The organism is Paenibacillus sp. P3E (assembly GCF_001909045.1).
Classification (GTDB): domain Bacteria; phylum Bacillota; class Bacilli; order Paenibacillales; family Paenibacillaceae; genus Paenibacillus_AQ; species Paenibacillus_AQ helianthi.
The window spans coordinates 1-15,947 of record NZ_LVWH01000191.1 but is presented as its reverse complement, the minus strand read 5'-3'; the positions used below and the strand labels follow the sequence as shown (position 1 = coordinate 15,947).

Genomic DNA, 15,947 nt, shown 5'->3' with positions numbered 1-15,947 from the left:
ACCCATCATTTTTCATATATACAAAAAAAGCCCATCCGTTGACGGATAGGCCTATGCTTCATTTGTGACACGTATAGTTTAGTAGGTCCACCAGTTACCGGACATCACAATCATGGAGAACAGCTTGATGCTGTCTTCGTAATAATCTTCCGCTGCGCTGCCAGAGGTATGACTCCAGAGAGAATTGAGCCAGGACTGATTGGCTGAGGAGGTCATTGCGCTTACGCCAAAAGGAGCATAAAAAGCGCCGCTGTTATAGCTTCCGAATGTTGACCCGTTCAGCTTGTAACCGTCCTTGATATTGCCCGGAGTGCTGCTGACCTTCGTTTTGATCCAGCTGTTGAGCTGGTTCAATGGATTCAGGGCGCGGGTATCTCCGGTGAGCAGATAATCCGTTGTAATCCGCCATGGTGTGCGGCAGGAGTTATAATTGTAATTCCCGTCATTCGCATCTTCCAGGAAGCCCCCTGCCGCCGGTTTGTAGACGCCCCCGGAATACACGACGAAGTCAGGCAAAAGACCGGTGCTCGGACTGTATCCAGTGTAAAGGCTATTAATAATGGTATAGGTTTTGTCTGTTACGTTCTGCCAACGCGAATCTCCCGTCGCGGCCTGGAAGGCTTTTAAATGATTCAGCATGAAGTCCGAAGGACGTGTGGCCGTATTATACGTACCGCTATTGGCCCAATCCCCAAGCCGGATCGTCCACTGGGTCTGATTAATTTCGTTATCCATAATGGCGCCAATAATCTGATTAGCCGCCTGCAGATAGTTGACCGTGCCACTGCTGCCCCACTGCTTATGGGCGAGCAGAAGTGAGAATGCAATGTCCATGTCACCATCTGTTGCGGAGTCCTCGCCTTCAATATTCTGGAAGCTGCTGTTTTGTTTCCAGGACATTAAATACGGGTTGATGGCACTCGGATGCGCAGTGTAATAGTTATAGAGCCCGTTATAGTATGTCTGGGCGTTGCTGTCGTAGCCAGCCATCAGTACCGTGAACAGCATGCCATAACCATGCGCCTCTGATACTGTTTCCCCGTCCGAGTTATATTTGACATAATATTTACCCGTACCGGCCGGCTTGAGATATGCTGCTTTCCATGCGTCCCATTTGGTCTTTACGGCATTGTCCATCACGGTTTGAGTTACATTATTCGGTTTGATCGTCCCGCTAGTATACGTAGTATGCTGTGGAAACGGTTTGTTCACCGCTGCAAAAGCAGAGCCTGCAGGCAGAATAAATATGGCCAGACATAACAATACTAGCGATTTCCAGTGCAACCTGCGCTTCCCTTGATTTTCCATCAACAATCACTCCTCAAAGTTTGGTAGACATCGGCTTCATCAATAAGCTTTGTGTAAAACACGCCTTGGAAGCATACCCGTGAGTAAGAAACTTTTCGGACCAAATACCATACAGACTGGACCATCACCTCCCTGGCAGCCTAGAAAACAGCAGCTTCCGGGACGCAAAAGTTAAAGCGCTTTAACTTTTGCAACAAAAAAATAAAACTCCAACCATCTGATAATTTGAAAATAATAACATAATTAATATATTATTCCAATCCTCTGATGTAAATAGGCAGATTGTCCTATGGAATAAATTTACCAGGTAAAGTGTGGATAGCTGAACTGTAGGGAAACTGCTTTTCTACAGGTACAAAAAGGCCGTTCCACAGCAGAAGCTCCACTGCAGGAACGGCCTCGCCGTCATCTCTCACTTTTGGATATTAGCTCATTTCATCATTCGGGTCCGGCATCAAATGCTCCGCAATCAGCTGCTGCTTGCGGGTCCATACCTGCTCACTGAGATTCACGCGGTATACTTCGGGATTCAGCTTGCGGAGATACTCCGGCCAGAATAAATCAATCTGTTCCTGATGATAGCGCCGGATTTCATCCAGATCCGGCAAGGTGTAGGCCTGGAACCCGTTCACAAAGATCGGCTCAAGCATCGGCATGGCCTTATATTTCTCCACATACTTCTGCAGATAGGGATGCAGCGGGTTGAACAGCTTCAGGCGGGCACCGCTCTGCGGCTCTTTCTCCCCGGGGAAGCTGATATAGTCAGCAAGAGCTTTGCCTTTGGGCCCAATGATCCGGAAAACTTCTTTTTTGCCTGGTGTGGATACTTTCTCCGGGTTGGATGAAATCTTGATCGTCGGGACCATTTCACCGGAAGGCGATTCAATTTCGACAAGTTTGTATACACCGCCCAAGGATGGCTGATCCGAAGCCGTGATGAGTTGTGTGCCGACACCCCAAGTATCAATGGCCGCTCCCTGAGATTTCAGGTTCATAATCGTATTTTCATCCAGATCATTGGAGGCTACGATCTTCACGTAGTCCAGTCCGGCTTCATCCAGCATTTTGCGCGCCTGGATGGACAAATAAGCCAAGTCACCGCTGTCCAGCCGGATGCCATTCATCCGCTTGCCTGCCGCTTCCAGCTTCTTAGCCGTATTGATCGCATGCGGCACACCGCTGCGCAGCGTATCGAACGTATCCACCAGCAAAGTAACGCCATCTGGCATCACCTTGGCATAAGCATCGAAGGCTTCCTGCTCGCTGGCAAAGCTCTGTACCCAGGAATGGGCATGGGTTCCCTTTGTGGGAATACCGAACTTCTTGCCGGCCAGCATATTCGAGGTTGCATGGAAGCCCCCGATATAAGCTGCCCGTGCGCCCCATACAGCTGCATCTGCTTCCTGCGCACGCCGTGTGCCGAACTCCAGCAGGGTATCCTTCGGAGCCACCTGCTTAATCCGCGAGGCCTTTGTGGCAATCAGAGTCTGGTAGTTCATAAAGTTCAGAATAGCTGTTTCTACCAGTTGCGCCTCCATGATCGTCCCCTCGACGCGGACAAGAGGCTCATCCGGGAAAACCAGGGCACCCTCCTTCATGGAATGTATGCTGCCCTGGAAATGGAACTGCAGCAGCTCTTCGAGAAAAGCAGGTGCATAATTCTCTTCCTGCTCCGACAGGTAGCGGATATCATCCTCCGTAAAACGCAACTCGGCGATATACTGGGTAATGCGCTCCAGCCCGGCGAATACGGCGAAGCCGTTACCGAAAGGAAGCTTGCGGAAATAGGCTTCAAACACCGCCCGGCGCTTATGGCTTCCGTTCACCCAATGGGCGTACATCATATTGATTTGATATTTGTCTGTATGTAGAGCAAGTTCTCTCCTCAAAATCCTCATCTCCTAGCTTTTCGCTGGTGCTTTCTATAGATGGTGAATAAGCGGTTATTCTGCTGCCACTACGTTCGCTCCGAGGCTTCCGCTGAAATGTCCAAGCGCCCAGGCATGCCCTTCCGGATTGAAGCTGGCCACCGCATCCTTGTGAACGACAATACTGAAGCCCTTGTTATAGGCATCCACTGCCGTATGCAGGACACAGATATCTGTACATACTCCGGTCAGGTGCAGTTCGGTAATCCCCCGTTCACGCAGCTTCTGTTCGAGATCCGTACCGCAAAAGGCGCTGTAACGCGTTTTGTCCATCCAGTATATTAATTCCTGATTCTGATCGTATACGTCTTTCAGACTGCCGTATAGCTCACGCCCCCCGGTACCCCGCAGATTATGCGGCGGAAACAGCTTGCTCTCCGGATGATAGGGATCATTCTCCTCATGCAGATCGACAGCCATCACCACGTAATCCCCATTATCCACAAACATCTGTGTAAGCTCACTGATCCGTGGTGCGATATCCATACCGGGCTGCCCCACGGGCAGACTGCCGTCCACAAAATCATTGGTGAAGTCAATTACGATCAAGGCTCTCATTTCCCTATCCCTCCTAGGTATAGATTGATAACAAAGGCTCATGATCCGTGAACATGTAGAGCTGAGCCGGACGCTGCGAATACTGGTTGGAGCTGACCGGATTGCCGGCTTCATCCCGTACTTCTTTTAATATGCCCTGACGGCTGCGGGTTGAAGTGATTTTGCGGATAAAATTGGGCTCTTTGAATTCAGGAACGACAGTCTGGATCACCTGATACAGTTCACTTAGTGTGAAGTGACGCGGCAGAAACTGCCTGGCAATCGTCGTCTGCAGCATTTGCTGCTGAATCCGCAAATAGGCATCCGAAATAATGTCATGATGGTCAAAAGCAAGCTCAAGCTCCTCAAGCGCTTCCTGCAGCGTGAACAGCCCAACCTCATCCGCATCATCGGAAGCTTGTCTATGCTCCAGCATCCATTCTTCCACCAGCGCAAAGAAAGCATGGCTGATGATCCATCCGCGCGGATCGCGTCCGGGCTTGCTGTAGACACCCAGATATTCCAAATGTCCGCCGTCTACACCGGTTTCTTCCTTCAGCTCACGGGTCGCGGCATCATAGATAGACTCATCTTCCTGGCAAAAGCCGCCCGGCAGCGCCCACATCCCGGCACACGGCCATTTTTTGCGTTTCACGAGCATGACCTTTAGTTCACGTAGCGGAAGCGTCTTGGTCACGGTCTTCCGCTCGCGTTTGGTCAGGGTAAACATGACAATATCGGCCGGAACGCCGTCCGGTGTGCGGTATTTTTTGACGTTATAGGTTTGTTCCCCGTTCTCACTCACAATGAATCATCCTTTGCCGCAGCTTATTTAATAAGTGGTCTATTCTTGATTTAGTCACCACAGGTCGAAGGAGGTGCTTCGGTACCCGCTTCTACATTGATTTTCTCTGAAACGGTGTCCCGGATCACAGAAATGACGAGCTGCAGCAGATAGTTAATGTCGCTCTGGCTTTGCTGGAACTCATTCACGACCGGAATTCCGTCGATCTCATCCTGCAGGACTTCAATTTCGCGTTCGATTTTGGCAACCATTTCCTTGTTCTTGAAGCTTTCAAAAGCCACAATCTCTTTCTGCTTCTTCTTGATTGTAGCGATGAGGCTTTGCACCCGTTCATGATTCTGTATCTTCTGCTCAGCCTGCTGGAAATGCTTTACTTCTTCACTGGTGGAAATGAGCGAGGCAAGCTCCTTGGCTTTGCCCATAATATCCTCTCGCACAATCAGGTCACGGGTATTGTAGGTGTTCATTCCGTATTGGTTCACACGCGGTTCTTCCTGGCTCATTTCTATCGCCCCATTCCTCTATGATTATAGAATTGCCGCAGCTTCAGCTACACAATCCCCTTTAATGTACCATGTCTTCGTATCGGTAATTCTAACGTGAACAAAGGTTCCGATCCATTCCTTCGGCCCTTCAAAATGCACCAGCTTGTTGGCGCGGCTGCGTCCGGACAGCACATTCGAATTGTTCTTGCTCTCGCCTTCCACCAGCACCTCGACGATCTCGCCAAGCATCCGGTCATTACTGTCCCGGCTCTGCTCCTTGATCAGATCATTCAACCGCTGCAGGCGTTCACTCTTCACCTCAGGCGTTACATTGTCCTCCATGGAAGCTGCCGGTGTTCCTTCCCGCGGAGAATAAATGAAAGTATATGCCATATCATAGCCCACTTCGCGCACCAGGGACAGTGTATCCCCGAACTGCTCTTCGGTCTCACCAGGGAACCCGACAATAATATCCGTAGTTAGCACGGCATTCGGCACGCTGGCCTTGATTTTCCGGACAAGCTCCAGATACGTTTCGCGGCTGTATTTCCGGCTCATTTTTTTCAGCACCTCGGTACTTCCCGACTGTACCGGCAGATGGATATGCTCTGTCAGATTCCCGCCTTTGCCGAGCACTTCAATTAATTTATCGTCAAAATCGCGGGGGTGCGATGTCATGAAGCGGATGCGAGGAATATCGATCTTCCGCATATCATCCATCAGGTCCCCGAATGTATAGTCTATATCGGTAAAATCCTTGCCGTAGGCATTAACATTCTGGCCCAGCAATGTTACTTCCTTAAAACCTTGCCGTGCCAGCTCCCGCATCTCACCGATTACATCTTCAGGACGGCGGCTGCGCTCCTTGCCCCGCGTAAACGGTACAATGCAATAGGTACAGAACTTGTCGCAGCCATACATGATGTTCACCCAAGCACGCATGCCCTCCCGCTTCTTGGGAAGGTTCTCAATAATGTCGCCTTCCTTGGACCAGACCTCTACGACAAGTTCTTTACTAAAGTACGCTTCCTTAACAAGCTGCGGCAGGCGGTGGATGTTATGGGTACCGAAAATCATATCCACAAATCCATGCTTGGACATTATCCGGTTGACCACACCTTCCTCCTGCGACATGCAGCCGCAGACACCAAGCAAGAGACCCGGTTTCTCCAGCTTCAGATTCTTCAGGTGTCCAAGCTCGCCGAATACCTTATCTTCCGCATTCTCCCGGATGGCGCAGGTGTTCAGCAGAATGATATCCGCCAGATTACGGTCCTCGGTGCCGAGGTAACCCATCTGCTCCAGAAGCCCCTTCATCGTTTCAGTGTCATGCTCATTCATCTGGCAGCCGTAAGTGGCTATGGAGTAATAATGCTGCTTGTGCCGGTTGATCTCTCTGAATTCTTCCATAATCCGGTTCGTTTCCGTGTTCTCGAAGTCAATGACCTCAATTTCCTGCTTGCCCCGGCGTTTGCCTTCCTTGTAATCCGGGTTGGAATTGATCTGAACAGTACGGCCCTTGATCCGGTAAGTTGTTTTGCCTTCTTCTTCACTGATGACTTTAGCATCAGAAAAATCAAAATATTTCGAGTAATCCTTCGAACCACCCTTGCCGGATTTTAAGTCCGGTGAGTTATTCCCTATTGTCATGGTTTCACGTCCTTTATTCATGAAGCCCTACACCATCTGCAAGGCTGAAATGGTAATGCTCAAGTAAAAATTATAGCATAAATCATCCATTCCGGTAATCAGCGGGCCAAGCGGAAACGGCTTCGCCGTCCTTTTTTAAGGACGGCACCGTTTCAGCAAGAAAGAGAAGGATAATTTATAGCGTGAAACATATAAATTCTTATCTTTTAACAGAAAAAACCGCCCTGACCAGGGCGGCTACATATTCAGTATATCCTAATTACTTTAATATAGAGTCTTTGTCGCTTCGGAAGTAAAAGCAATAATCTCGTCTGTTCTGCCGCTCTGTACCTTTGCAGGCCAGGCAGGATCACTGATAAGAGCTCTGCCGACGGCGACTAGATCGAACTCAGCATTTTCCAGTTTCTCCAGCAGACGTTCGATATTATCTTCATCATTTTTTTCGGTAACTGCGGTTACAAACTCACTGTTCAAACCTACAGAACCAACAGTAATTGTTGGTTTCCCGGTGATTTTCTTCGTCCAGCCCGCCAGATTCAGCTCGGAGCCCTCAAATTCCGGCAGCCAGAAGCGGCGCGTCGAGCAGTGGAAAATATCCACACCGGCATTGCTGAGCGGAGTGAGAAAACGGGCAAGCTCATCCGGTGTCTGCGCCAGCTTGGCGGAGTAGTCCCCGCTCTTCCACTGCGAAAAACGGAGAATGATTGGGAAATCCGGACCGACCGCACGGCGGCAGGCATCGATGATTTCAACGGCAAATGTCGTCCGTGCTTCCAGATCGCCGCCGTACTCATCCGTCCGTTTGTTGGTTTTTTCCCAGAAAAATTGGTCGATCAGGTAGCCGTGTGCACCATGCAGCTCAATTCCGTCAAAGCCTGCTGCTTGGGCATCAGCAGCAGCCCGGGCGAAGGCAGCAACAATCCCGTCAATTTCCTGCTTGGTCATAGGTTCCGTAATCTGCTCACCGGCCAAGTCCAGTCCGGAAGGGCCAACCGGCAGTGCCTCTACATTCGGTAGTTGGCCAACGGAGCGGGCCATGCCGACATGCCAGAGTTGGGGAACGATCTTGCCGCCAGCGGCATGAACCTCTTCCACCACTTTTGCCCAGCCTTTAAGAGAGGCTTCACCATGAAAGTTCGGGATATTCTGGTGGCTGACCGCTGACGGATGGTTGATCGCCGTCCCTTCGGTAATGATCAGGCCCACTCCGCCTTCAGCACGGCGGCGGTAATAGGCTGCAACATCTTCACCAGGAACGCCATTAGGCGAATACACGCGGGTCATAGGTGCCATTACGATACGATTGGTGAGGGACAAGCCTCCTGCTTGAAAAGGAGCAAACAATTTATCAGTGTTCATATTCAGCCTCCGTTAATTAATATAATTACTTTAAGTAAGCATATTATGCCTCTTGTCATGCTTAAAAGCAAACGGAGTGCCTGCAGGATTCCCTGCACACAAAAAAAGCCGGCCACAGGAGTTCACTGCTTGTGACCGGTTCAAGTTTCAGTTAAAATGAAAAGCTCCCTGATTCATAAGAATTCTATAATTCTAATATTCCTGCTTTTGGCGTTACGCGGAAGGCTGCAGCCAAATCAGCCAGCTGCCGGTCCGTAATCTTCTGTTTGATTTCTCTGCCGCCAATCAGGTTATAGACGATTGCCGCTTTTTCGATCGTTTCCACGAGCCCGAAGGTAGCGTCCATAGTGGCACCGGTGACAAAAATGCCGTGCTGTGGCCAGATCACCACGCGATATTCTTTCATTTTGTCGGCGGTAGCCCGGCCGATTTCACTGCTGCCCGGAACGATCCAAGGAATGACACTGACACCATCCGGGAAGACAACCAGACATTCAGTGCACATTTCCCAGAGGGTTTTGGTGAATTTCAGCTCATCCAGATCATGGGTGAAGGTCATGGCGATGACGTTCGTAGCATGAGTATGCAGCACAATGCGGTGCGTAGGATCGACCTTCAGACGTTCAATATGGCTCATGAAATGCGAAGCCAGCTCACTGGTCGGTACTGCGCCGTCACGAAGGCCCCACAGGACTTCAACACTCTCTCCGCTATCACTGACACGAAGGACGCCGAGATTCGCTTCCGGATCCTTGATCACATTGCGGAAGTATTTGCCCGAACCGGTAACGATAAAATATTTTCCAGCCAGCTCCTGTACCGGAAAAGTCAGCTTAATCGTCCGCAAAGACTCACGGATGTTGATATATTTCGCTACCTCCTCCTCATCCAGCAGGTAACTCACGTTGCCGCCGTTCAGCTCATCCCAGCCGAGCGACCACATGTGATGGGTAATTTCCGACATCTCCCGGATAAACGGTGCTTCTATACCGGCAATATAGCCTTTGGACTCAATTACGGATGTATTCATATGTTTTCTCTCCTTTGTATGCATTGCTAGCCGTAGCCCATAACTTCGGATCAGCCGTTATCTAGCAGACAACACTTCCTGCTCGTAGCTCTTCACTTCAGCCAGCCATTGTTCGCGTACAGGTGTATTCTGCGAAGCGCAGTAATAATCCCAGACAGCACCGAATGGATAAGACTTGAATTCTTCGACCAGGGCCAGACGGGAGGTATAGTCTCCTGCCAACTCGATAGCCTTTAGCTCTGCCACCGGCTCCAGCATGGCGCGCAAGAGCGCCTTGATGGTATTGCGTGTGCCAATAACCCATGCAGCGATATGATTGATGCTGCCGTCAAAGAAATCCAGGCCGATATTCGTGCGGCCCAGCAAATCCCCGCGAACGAGCTCGCGTGCGATTTCAAGCAGCTCATCATCCATAGTGACTACATGGTCGCTGTCCCAGCGGACCGGGCGGCTGACATGCAGCAGAAGTTGTTCGCTGAACATCAGAATGGAGGACAATTTATTGGAGATCACTTCTGTCGGATGGAAATGTCCGGCATCCAGGCAGATCGCCTTGCCGCGGGTCAATCCATAGCCCATATAGAATTCATGAGATCCAACCACATAACTCTCCGAACCAATTCCGAACAGCTTGCTCTCTACCGCATCGATGTTGTACTTAGGATCAATCTCTTCACTGAATACCTCATCGAGGGATTCCTTCAGCCGAATGCGCGGGGACAGACGGTCTACCGGAGTATCCTTGTAACCGTCCGGTACCCAGAAGTTCGTCACACAGGTCTGTCCTAGCTCGCGGCCAAAATATTCGGAAATCTTGCGCGAAGCCTTGCAGTGCTTGATCCAGAAGCTGCGGATTTCCTCATCCGCGTGGCTTAAGGTGAAGCCGTCTGCCGCTTTGGGATGGGAGAAGCAGGTTGGATTGAAATCCAGACCCAGCCCCTGTTCCTTTGCCCAGTCGACCCAAGGTGCAAAATGGCGCGGTTCCAGCTCATCCAGATCCACCTGTTCATCCGTATCAGCGTAGATGGCATGCAGATTCACCTTGTGTTTGCCCGGAATCAGCGACAAGGCCTTTTCCAAATCCTTACGCAGCTCATCCGGTGTACCGGCACGGCCAGGGTAACTGCCGGTTACAGCAATCCCCCCGCTCAGCTCCTTGTCTTTGAAAATAAATCCTTTGACGTCGTCCCCTTGCCAGCAGTGGAGTGAAATTTTGATCTGTGCAAGCTTCTCCAAAACCTCATCCACGTTGATTCCATGGGCTGCATATAATTTTTGGGCTTCGTGATAACTGTTGATGATGCTCTGATCCATGCTGTAACCTCCTAAAAGTTTTGTGAGCATCCGCTCCCTGATTTCACTTCATATAAAATGGCTTCGAAAACAAAAAACCGGTCATGTGGTGATCATGCACTGCCTAAAGGACATCGGGTGCACGAAGGGCCTCCCAGCGCTCCAGCAGATGTTGCAGCTCAGGGACCGGTTGAGGGGTATAAGATACAATCGGAAAAGAGTTCCCGATGATCTCTCTGGCTTCAGCAATATGGGCCACACTGCCCTCATGAATAAGCTGAACCGCGAGATTCCCCAGTGCTGTCGACTCTGTCGGACCCGCCAGCACTTCCCTGCCGATAACGTTGGCGGTCAGCTGGCACAGCAGTCCGTTATTCGCACCGCCGCCTACGATTTGCAGCACCTTGACCGCCGTTCCCGTCAGAGCTTCAAGCTCCTGCAGATAACTCCGGTAAGACAAGGCCAGGCTGTCAAATATACAGCGGGCAAGCTGTCCCGGTGTCTGCGGCTCAGGCTGGGCACTCTCCACACAAGCGGCACGGATTTCCTCAATCATATGATCCGGATTCAGGAACCGCGGATCGTTGCAGGGAATCAGACTGCGGAAGCCTTCGGCTTCCCCGGCCAGCCGGGCCAGCTCGGCGAAGCTGTAGCGTTCACCGTCCAATCTGCGCACCTCCTGGATCAGCCACAGTCCCATGATGTTTTTAAGGAAACGGTAGGTGCCGAAGGCTCCCCATTCATTGGTGTAATTGGCTGCCATCGCTAGCGGATTGTTAATCGGCTGGTCAAGCTCCACGCCCAGCAGCGACCAGGTACCGCTGCTAATGTAAGCTGATGATCGGCCCTTTTGCACGGGTACACCAAGCACTGCAGATGCAGTGTCATGGGTAGCTGTACAAATCAGTTGGCACCGGGGCAGATCATACCGGCTTACAAGCTGCTCCCGGATATAACCGAGGCTCTCACCCGGAGCTGTCAGTACAGCAAACTGCTCTCTACGCAAATGTAAAAGGGACAGCAGTTCCGAGTCAAAATCACCAGTCTGCAAATTTAGCAATTGAGTGGTCGAGGCATTCGTCACCTCATTGATCTTCCGTCCGCCTAATCTATAGTAGAGATAATCCGGCACCAGCAGAATTTGTTCTGCTGCGGCCCGTTCATTTCGGTCATGGGCATACAGTTGGTATAGCGTATTAAAGGTTAATTGCTGAATCCCTGTTTTGGCATAAACCGTCTCCGGTGGAATGAGCGCAGCCACTTCCTCCATCATTCCTTCCGTCCGGCAATCCCGGTACGCATACACCTCCTGGATGCGGTTGCCTTCCGCATCCAGGAGCACATAATCCACCGCCCAGGTATCGATGCCTAACGTGCACTCTGTAATGCCGTGTGCCGTGGCTTTCTGTAGACCCGTAATAATCTGGTCGAATAAATAATCAATGTCCCAGAAGCAGGAGCCTTCATGCTCGGTGAATCCATTACTGAACCGGTGGAGCTCTTCCAGAGTCAGGATACCGTCCCTGAGGGTCCCAAGCACAAGCCGGCCGCTGGAGGCGCCAATATCGACGGCGATATGTTTGTTCATAGAAGCTCTCCTTACTATATGTTGTACTAGAGAATTTTGCGGAACAGGGCAATTACTTCTTCTTTGGTTGGTATAAAAGGATTACCAGGTGCGCAGGCGTCCTTCATCGAGTTCTCAGCGAGCAGATCCAGATCAACTTCATCTACGCCAAGCTCAGACAATTTGGACGGGATGCCCACTTCCCTGGACAGCGCCTTGATGGATTCAATAACGAATGCCGCACATTCCTGATCGGTTTTGCCTTCAACCTGCAGTCCAATGGCTTTGGCAATACTTCTGAATTTCTCTGGTACATGTTTTGCATTTTCTTCTTCCACATATGGCAGCAGCATTGCATTGCATACACCGTGGGGCAGATCATATACGCCGCCCAGCTGATGCGCCATCGCATGCACGTAGCCGAGACCCGCATTATTGAAGGCCAGACCGCCCAGGAAAATGGCATAGACCATTTGCTCCCTCGCTTCAATATCATGTCCGTTCTTCACGGTCCGCGCCAGATTGGCGAAGATCAGCTCCACCGCAGCCAGTGCGGTAGCATCAGTTACCGGATAGGCTCCAGGCGTAACCAGCGCTTCGATGGCATGGGTGAGCGCATCCATTCCTGTCGCGGCGGTAAGCGCGGCTGGTTTGTCGATCATCAGCTCGGGATCATTCACTGAAATGGTAGCGATGCTGTTTTTGTCGACCATAACCATCTTCACTTTGCGTTCTTCATCGGTAATTACGTAATTAATAGTGACTTCGGCAGAAGTACCGGCGGTTGTATTGACAGCTACGATTGGCAGAGATTTATGTTTGGATATATGCACGCCTTCGTATTCCTTGATATGCCCGCCATTGGTGGCAATAATTCCAATCGCTTTGGCAGTATCCTGCGGTGAGCCGCCGCCGATGGAGATCAGATAATCACAGCCCTGAACGTTCAGAAAATCCACACCGTCATGGACATTTTTGCACGTTGGATTAGGTTTGACTTCATCATAGAGGGCATATTGAATCCCCGCTTCATCCAGTACAGCCAGCAATTTGCCGGCAATGCCGCTCTTGACCAGAAATTTGTCGGTAACCACAAGCGCCTTCTTCAAATTCAGTTCCTTAATGTAAGGACCAATATCCTTCAGACAGCCTTTACCCATAATGTTGGTGGACGGAACATAATAGACATGAGTACTCATTGATTGACCAGCCTCCCAGGCAATTTGTTATAACGGTGTTATTCGGATTAATGTTCTTCTTCGCAAGCCTCAAGCTATATGCCGTCTTTGGTACCTCAAGCTGGTCTCTGAGCATATCAGCCGACCGGTACTGGCGCCACTCCAAAAGGTATCGCTTACAGTCAGAGCATTAACATCCTCATCGTATCTTCATGAATCTTTGTTGTCAACAAATAAAATATAGATAATGTTGTTTTTATTTGTTTAATGTCTGTTTTGCGAAGAAACGTATATATAATACCTGTGGTTTTCGTTTATTTTCTTGCAAAACACAGATATTTAAGTCTATAGTTAGACCATATCGTTCCGGAAAGGGGATACATATGCTGGCTGCCGAAAGACGCAAGAAAATCATAGATCTTGTACATCAGGATAAACGGGTCCTCGTCTCCGATCTCAGCCGGATGTTCGAGGTAACCGAGGAAACGATCCGCAGGGACCTGGAAAAGCTGGAGAAAGACGGCATTCTAAGCCGGACTTATGGCGGTGCAATGCTGAACAGGCATACGAATGAGGACCTGCCTTTTGTGACGCGCAATGCGCTCAACACCGATATCAAACGAAATATTGCGCTTAAAGCGCTGGACCTGATTAATGATGGGGATACATTGATGGTCGACCCCAGTTCTACCTCTTTTGAATTTCTGAAGCTGCTGGGCAACAAAAACAATCTGACAATCATCACCAATTCCATTAATATTCTGCATGAGTTCGCGAACTCCGGCCTGAATATCATTTCCTCCGGCGGTTCACTGCGCCACCGTTCACTATCGCTGGTCGGGCCGGTCGCCCATGATACCATCCAGCGCTATAATGTGGATACCGCAGTCATTAGCTGCAAAGGCATTGATATGGAGCGGGGAATTACCGATTCCAATGAACCCGAGTGTGAGTTGAAGAAACACATGCTCCGTCAGGCGGAAAGGGTTGTGCTGCTTGCCGACCATACCAAGTTTGACAAAACCGCCTTTACAAGGCTGGTTGCACTTGGCAGCATCGATGTGCTGATTACGGACCGCAGACCTGCAGATCCTTGGCTGAAGCGGCTTGCCGAAGAGAATATCGAGGTATTGTATTAAAAAGACCGCCCGGTCCCCTGTGTTTACTGCGCAGGGAACCGGGCGGTTTTGTATTTAAGTATGAAAACGTATGTTTTATTCGGGGATGGTATGGATTGTAAATTATACAGCTACAGCACTCCGCCTTTGGAGAGCATGATGTTCAAGATTGTAGCATCGGTATCCGCAAGGCCTTCCTGAACCAGACGCTCCATGTTGCGGATCGTGTCTTCCACCTCTTCAAAGATAACCCCATCCTTCGTCGTTGGCCCAATGTTGTTCATTGCCAGCGTAGCTGCCTGAATAGCCGCATTGGTAGAGGTGGAGATTTTGAGCGCACAGGTTGATTTGGCCCCATCGCAGATCATGCCTGAAAGGGACGCGATGGTATTCTGTATCCCAAATTTAATCTGGGCAAGGCTTCCGCCCATAAGATAGAGAATTCCGCTGTTCGCTCCTACTCCGCCGGCAATCCCTGAACCGCATAGCGGCGATAGCCGCCCGATGTAATGCTTAATATGGACAGTAACCAGATTGCTCAGCGCAAGCGCCCGAGCCAGCATTTCCTCATCCTTGCCCAGCAGCTCTGCCAAAGCAATCACAGGAAGCGTGCAGGCGATGCCCTGGTTACCGCTGCCTGCCGTAGTCATTACCGGCATTGCGCTGCCGTCCATTCTCGCATCGGAGGCGGCAGCCGTCGCGGCGATGATTTTGCTTGCTACATCATTGCCGAACAAGTTCACCGCCGATTGCTGGCTCATTTTCTTACCCACCTGCAAGCCGTAATCCCCGCGCAATCCTTCATCGGATATAGCTTTGTTCATTCTGGCTCCTTCCAGAAGAAAATGGATATCCTGGAAAGGAACGTTGCGGACAAACTCAAAGATCCCTTCAACAGAACCCGCATACGTCTCGGAATCTGACCGTCCGGGTTTGCCGCAATCTGCCTTGGACTTGGCCGGTGTGATTTTCTCCCCATCCAGTGCAAGAAAATCTATATGAGTATGTTCTCCGGCAATAATGGCAGTCGCCATATGGTTCCGGGAATATACCTGGGCTTCAATATACAACTTCTCAGGTGTAACCTTCAGCTCTACTTCAAGGAGTCCCCGTTCTAACAGATCATTAGCCAGCTTCAATTCGGCCGGATTCAGGCCTGACAAGATCTCGAGCTTTTTGTGGGAACGGCCCACCACCGCTCCGAGTGCTGCTGCGATCGGGAGTCCGGTCTGACCTGTACCGGGAATGCCCACACCCATCGCGTTCTTAATGATATTCCCGCTGAGCTGCAGCCGGATTGCCGTGATATCTTCCTCAAGAAGCTCTGCCGCCAAGGAGACAGCATATGCAACCGCAATCGGCTCGGTACAGCCTTCGGCCGGTACGACTTCTTTGCGCAAAATCTCCAATAAGCTGGCCATTTATGCTTTCACCCTTCTCTCTAGTTGTACAAGTTATTTCTTAATAGTATATCAGAGGGCAGCGCCAGGGAACCCCCTTTTCTTGTCCTTCAGTATACAAAGCAAGAGGAAGGCTGGTCCACAAGCTGTCGGGAAAGCGGCGAACCCCCGGAAATCCTGCTTGCAGCAAGTGAACAATTAACATAAATCCATTGAATGTGAAATCTGAAATTGACAGGATTTTGGAAAAGTGTTGTAGTAGGATAGAGCGATATAGTAATTTTTAACA

At 50.3% G+C, this 15,947-nt stretch carries 13 protein-coding genes; 1 reads left to right on the top strand and 12 read right to left on the bottom strand.

The window, feature by feature from the left end; translation table 11 throughout:
* Positions 1 to 78: 78 nt before the first annotated feature.
* The 11 genes from A3842_RS22790 to A3842_RS22740 form a co-directional block, all read right to left on the bottom strand.
* Complete coding sequence (locus tag A3842_RS22790; protein WP_074086188.1) at positions 79 to 1,308, bottom strand: family 8 glycosyl hydrolase; 1,230 nt, start codon at positions 1,306 to 1,308, stop codon at positions 79 to 81.
* A 425-nt stretch (positions 1,309 to 1,733) separates the two neighbouring features.
* On the bottom strand, positions 1,734 to 3,206 hold the full coding sequence (locus tag A3842_RS22785; RefSeq protein WP_074102829.1) for a nicotinate phosphoribosyltransferase: 1,473 nt from the start codon (positions 3,204 to 3,206) through the stop codon (positions 1,734 to 1,736).
* 45 nt (positions 3,207 to 3,251) lie between these two features.
* Positions 3,252 to 3,794 carry a cysteine hydrolase family protein gene (locus A3842_RS22780; protein ID WP_074086186.1) on the bottom strand — a complete coding sequence of 181 codons (543 nt, stop codon included), beginning with the start codon at positions 3,792 to 3,794 and terminating at the stop codon, positions 3,252 to 3,254.
* A 13-nt stretch (positions 3,795 to 3,807) separates the two neighbouring features.
* Positions 3,808 to 4,578, bottom strand: a complete 771-nt coding sequence (locus tag A3842_RS22775; RefSeq protein WP_371916018.1) for an NUDIX domain-containing protein — start codon at positions 4,576 to 4,578, stop codon at positions 3,808 to 3,810.
* A gap of 50 nt (positions 4,579 to 4,628) precedes the next feature.
* Positions 4,629 to 5,081, bottom strand: a complete 453-nt coding sequence (locus A3842_RS22770; RefSeq protein ID WP_074086184.1) for a YlbF/YmcA family competence regulator — start codon at positions 5,079 to 5,081, stop codon at positions 4,629 to 4,631.
* A gap of 24 nt (positions 5,082 to 5,105) precedes the next feature.
* A complete protein-coding gene (gene miaB, locus A3842_RS22765; protein ID WP_074102848.1) occupies positions 5,106 to 6,713 on the bottom strand; it encodes a tRNA (N6-isopentenyl adenosine(37)-C2)-methylthiotransferase MiaB in 1,608 nt (535 codons plus the stop codon).
* A gap of 264 nt (positions 6,714 to 6,977) precedes the next feature.
* The gene (locus A3842_RS22760; protein ID WP_074102828.1) at positions 6,978 to 8,072 is read right to left on the bottom strand and encodes an NADH:flavin oxidoreductase; all 1,095 of its coding nucleotides are present in this window, start codon (positions 8,070 to 8,072) and stop codon (positions 6,978 to 6,980) included.
* Positions 8,073 to 8,256: 184 nt separating this feature from the next.
* On the bottom strand, positions 8,257 to 9,102 hold the full coding sequence (rhaD, locus tag A3842_RS22755; RefSeq protein WP_074086182.1) for a rhamnulose-1-phosphate aldolase: 846 nt from the start codon (positions 9,100 to 9,102) through the stop codon (positions 8,257 to 8,259).
* A 57-nt stretch (positions 9,103 to 9,159) separates the two neighbouring features.
* Complete coding sequence (rhaA, locus tag A3842_RS22750; RefSeq protein WP_074102827.1) at positions 9,160 to 10,416, bottom strand: L-rhamnose isomerase; 1,257 nt, start codon at positions 10,414 to 10,416, stop codon at positions 9,160 to 9,162.
* 103 nt (positions 10,417 to 10,519) lie between these two features.
* A complete protein-coding gene (rhaB, locus tag A3842_RS22745; protein WP_074102826.1) occupies positions 10,520 to 11,983 on the bottom strand; it encodes a rhamnulokinase in 1,464 nt (487 codons plus the stop codon).
* Positions 11,984 to 12,009: 26 nt separating this feature from the next.
* The gene (locus tag A3842_RS22740; protein ID WP_074102825.1) at positions 12,010 to 13,161 is read right to left on the bottom strand and encodes an iron-containing alcohol dehydrogenase; all 1,152 of its coding nucleotides are present in this window, start codon (positions 13,159 to 13,161) and stop codon (positions 12,010 to 12,012) included.
* A 362-nt stretch (positions 13,162 to 13,523) separates the two neighbouring features.
* On the opposite strand from A3842_RS22740, the gene A3842_RS22735 reads away from it, so the two are divergent.
* A complete protein-coding gene (locus A3842_RS22735) occupies positions 13,524 to 14,279 on the top strand; it encodes a DeoR/GlpR family DNA-binding transcription regulator (RefSeq protein ID WP_074086178.1) in 756 nt (251 codons plus the stop codon).
* Positions 14,280 to 14,389: 110 nt separating this feature from the next.
* Here A3842_RS22735 and A3842_RS22730 read toward each other — a convergent pair whose 3' ends face one another.
* Entirely contained in the window at positions 14,390 to 15,679 is a 1,290-nt protein-coding gene (locus A3842_RS22730; RefSeq protein ID WP_074102824.1) for an L-cysteine desulfidase family protein, read from the bottom strand.
* Between the last annotated feature and the right edge of the window lie 268 nt (positions 15,680 to 15,947).

Bases quoted from the DNA above. Each gene is read 5' to 3' on its own strand.
- A3842_RS22790 (WP_074086188.1), bottom strand. From the start codon at position 1,308: ATGGAAAATCAAGGGAAGCGCAGGTTGCACTGGAAATCGCTAGTATTG.
- A3842_RS22785 (WP_074102829.1), bottom strand. From the start codon at position 3,206: ATGAGGATTTTGAGGAGAGAACTTGCTCTACATACAGACAAATATCAA.
- A3842_RS22780 (WP_074086186.1), bottom strand. From the start codon at position 3,794: ATGAGAGCCTTGATCGTAATTGACTTCACCAATGATTTTGTGGACGGC.
- A3842_RS22770 (WP_074086184.1), bottom strand. From the start codon at position 5,081: ATGAGCCAGGAAGAACCGCGTGTGAACCAATACGGAATGAACACCTAC.
- miaB (WP_074102848.1), bottom strand. From the start codon at position 6,713: ATGACAATAGGGAATAACTCACCGGACTTAAAATCCGGCAAGGGTGGT.
- A3842_RS22760 (WP_074102828.1), bottom strand. From the start codon at position 8,072: ATGAACACTGATAAATTGTTTGCTCCTTTTCAAGCAGGAGGCTTGTCC.
- rhaD (WP_074086182.1), bottom strand. From the start codon at position 9,102: ATGAATACATCCGTAATTGAGTCCAAAGGCTATATTGCCGGTATAGAA.
- rhaA (WP_074102827.1), bottom strand. From the start codon at position 10,416: ATGGATCAGAGCATCATCAACAGTTATCACGAAGCCCAAAAATTATAT.
- rhaB (WP_074102826.1), bottom strand. From the start codon at position 11,983: ATGAACAAACATATCGCCGTCGATATTGGCGCCTCCAGCGGCCGGCTT.
- A3842_RS22740 (WP_074102825.1), bottom strand. From the start codon at position 13,161: ATGAGTACTCATGTCTATTATGTTCCGTCCACCAACATTATGGGTAAA.
- A3842_RS22735 (WP_074086178.1), top strand. From the start codon at position 13,524: ATGCTGGCTGCCGAAAGACGCAAGAAAATCATAGATCTTGTACATCAG.
- A3842_RS22730 (WP_074102824.1), bottom strand. From the start codon at position 15,679: ATGGCCAGCTTATTGGAGATTTTGCGCAAAGAAGTCGTACCGGCCGAA.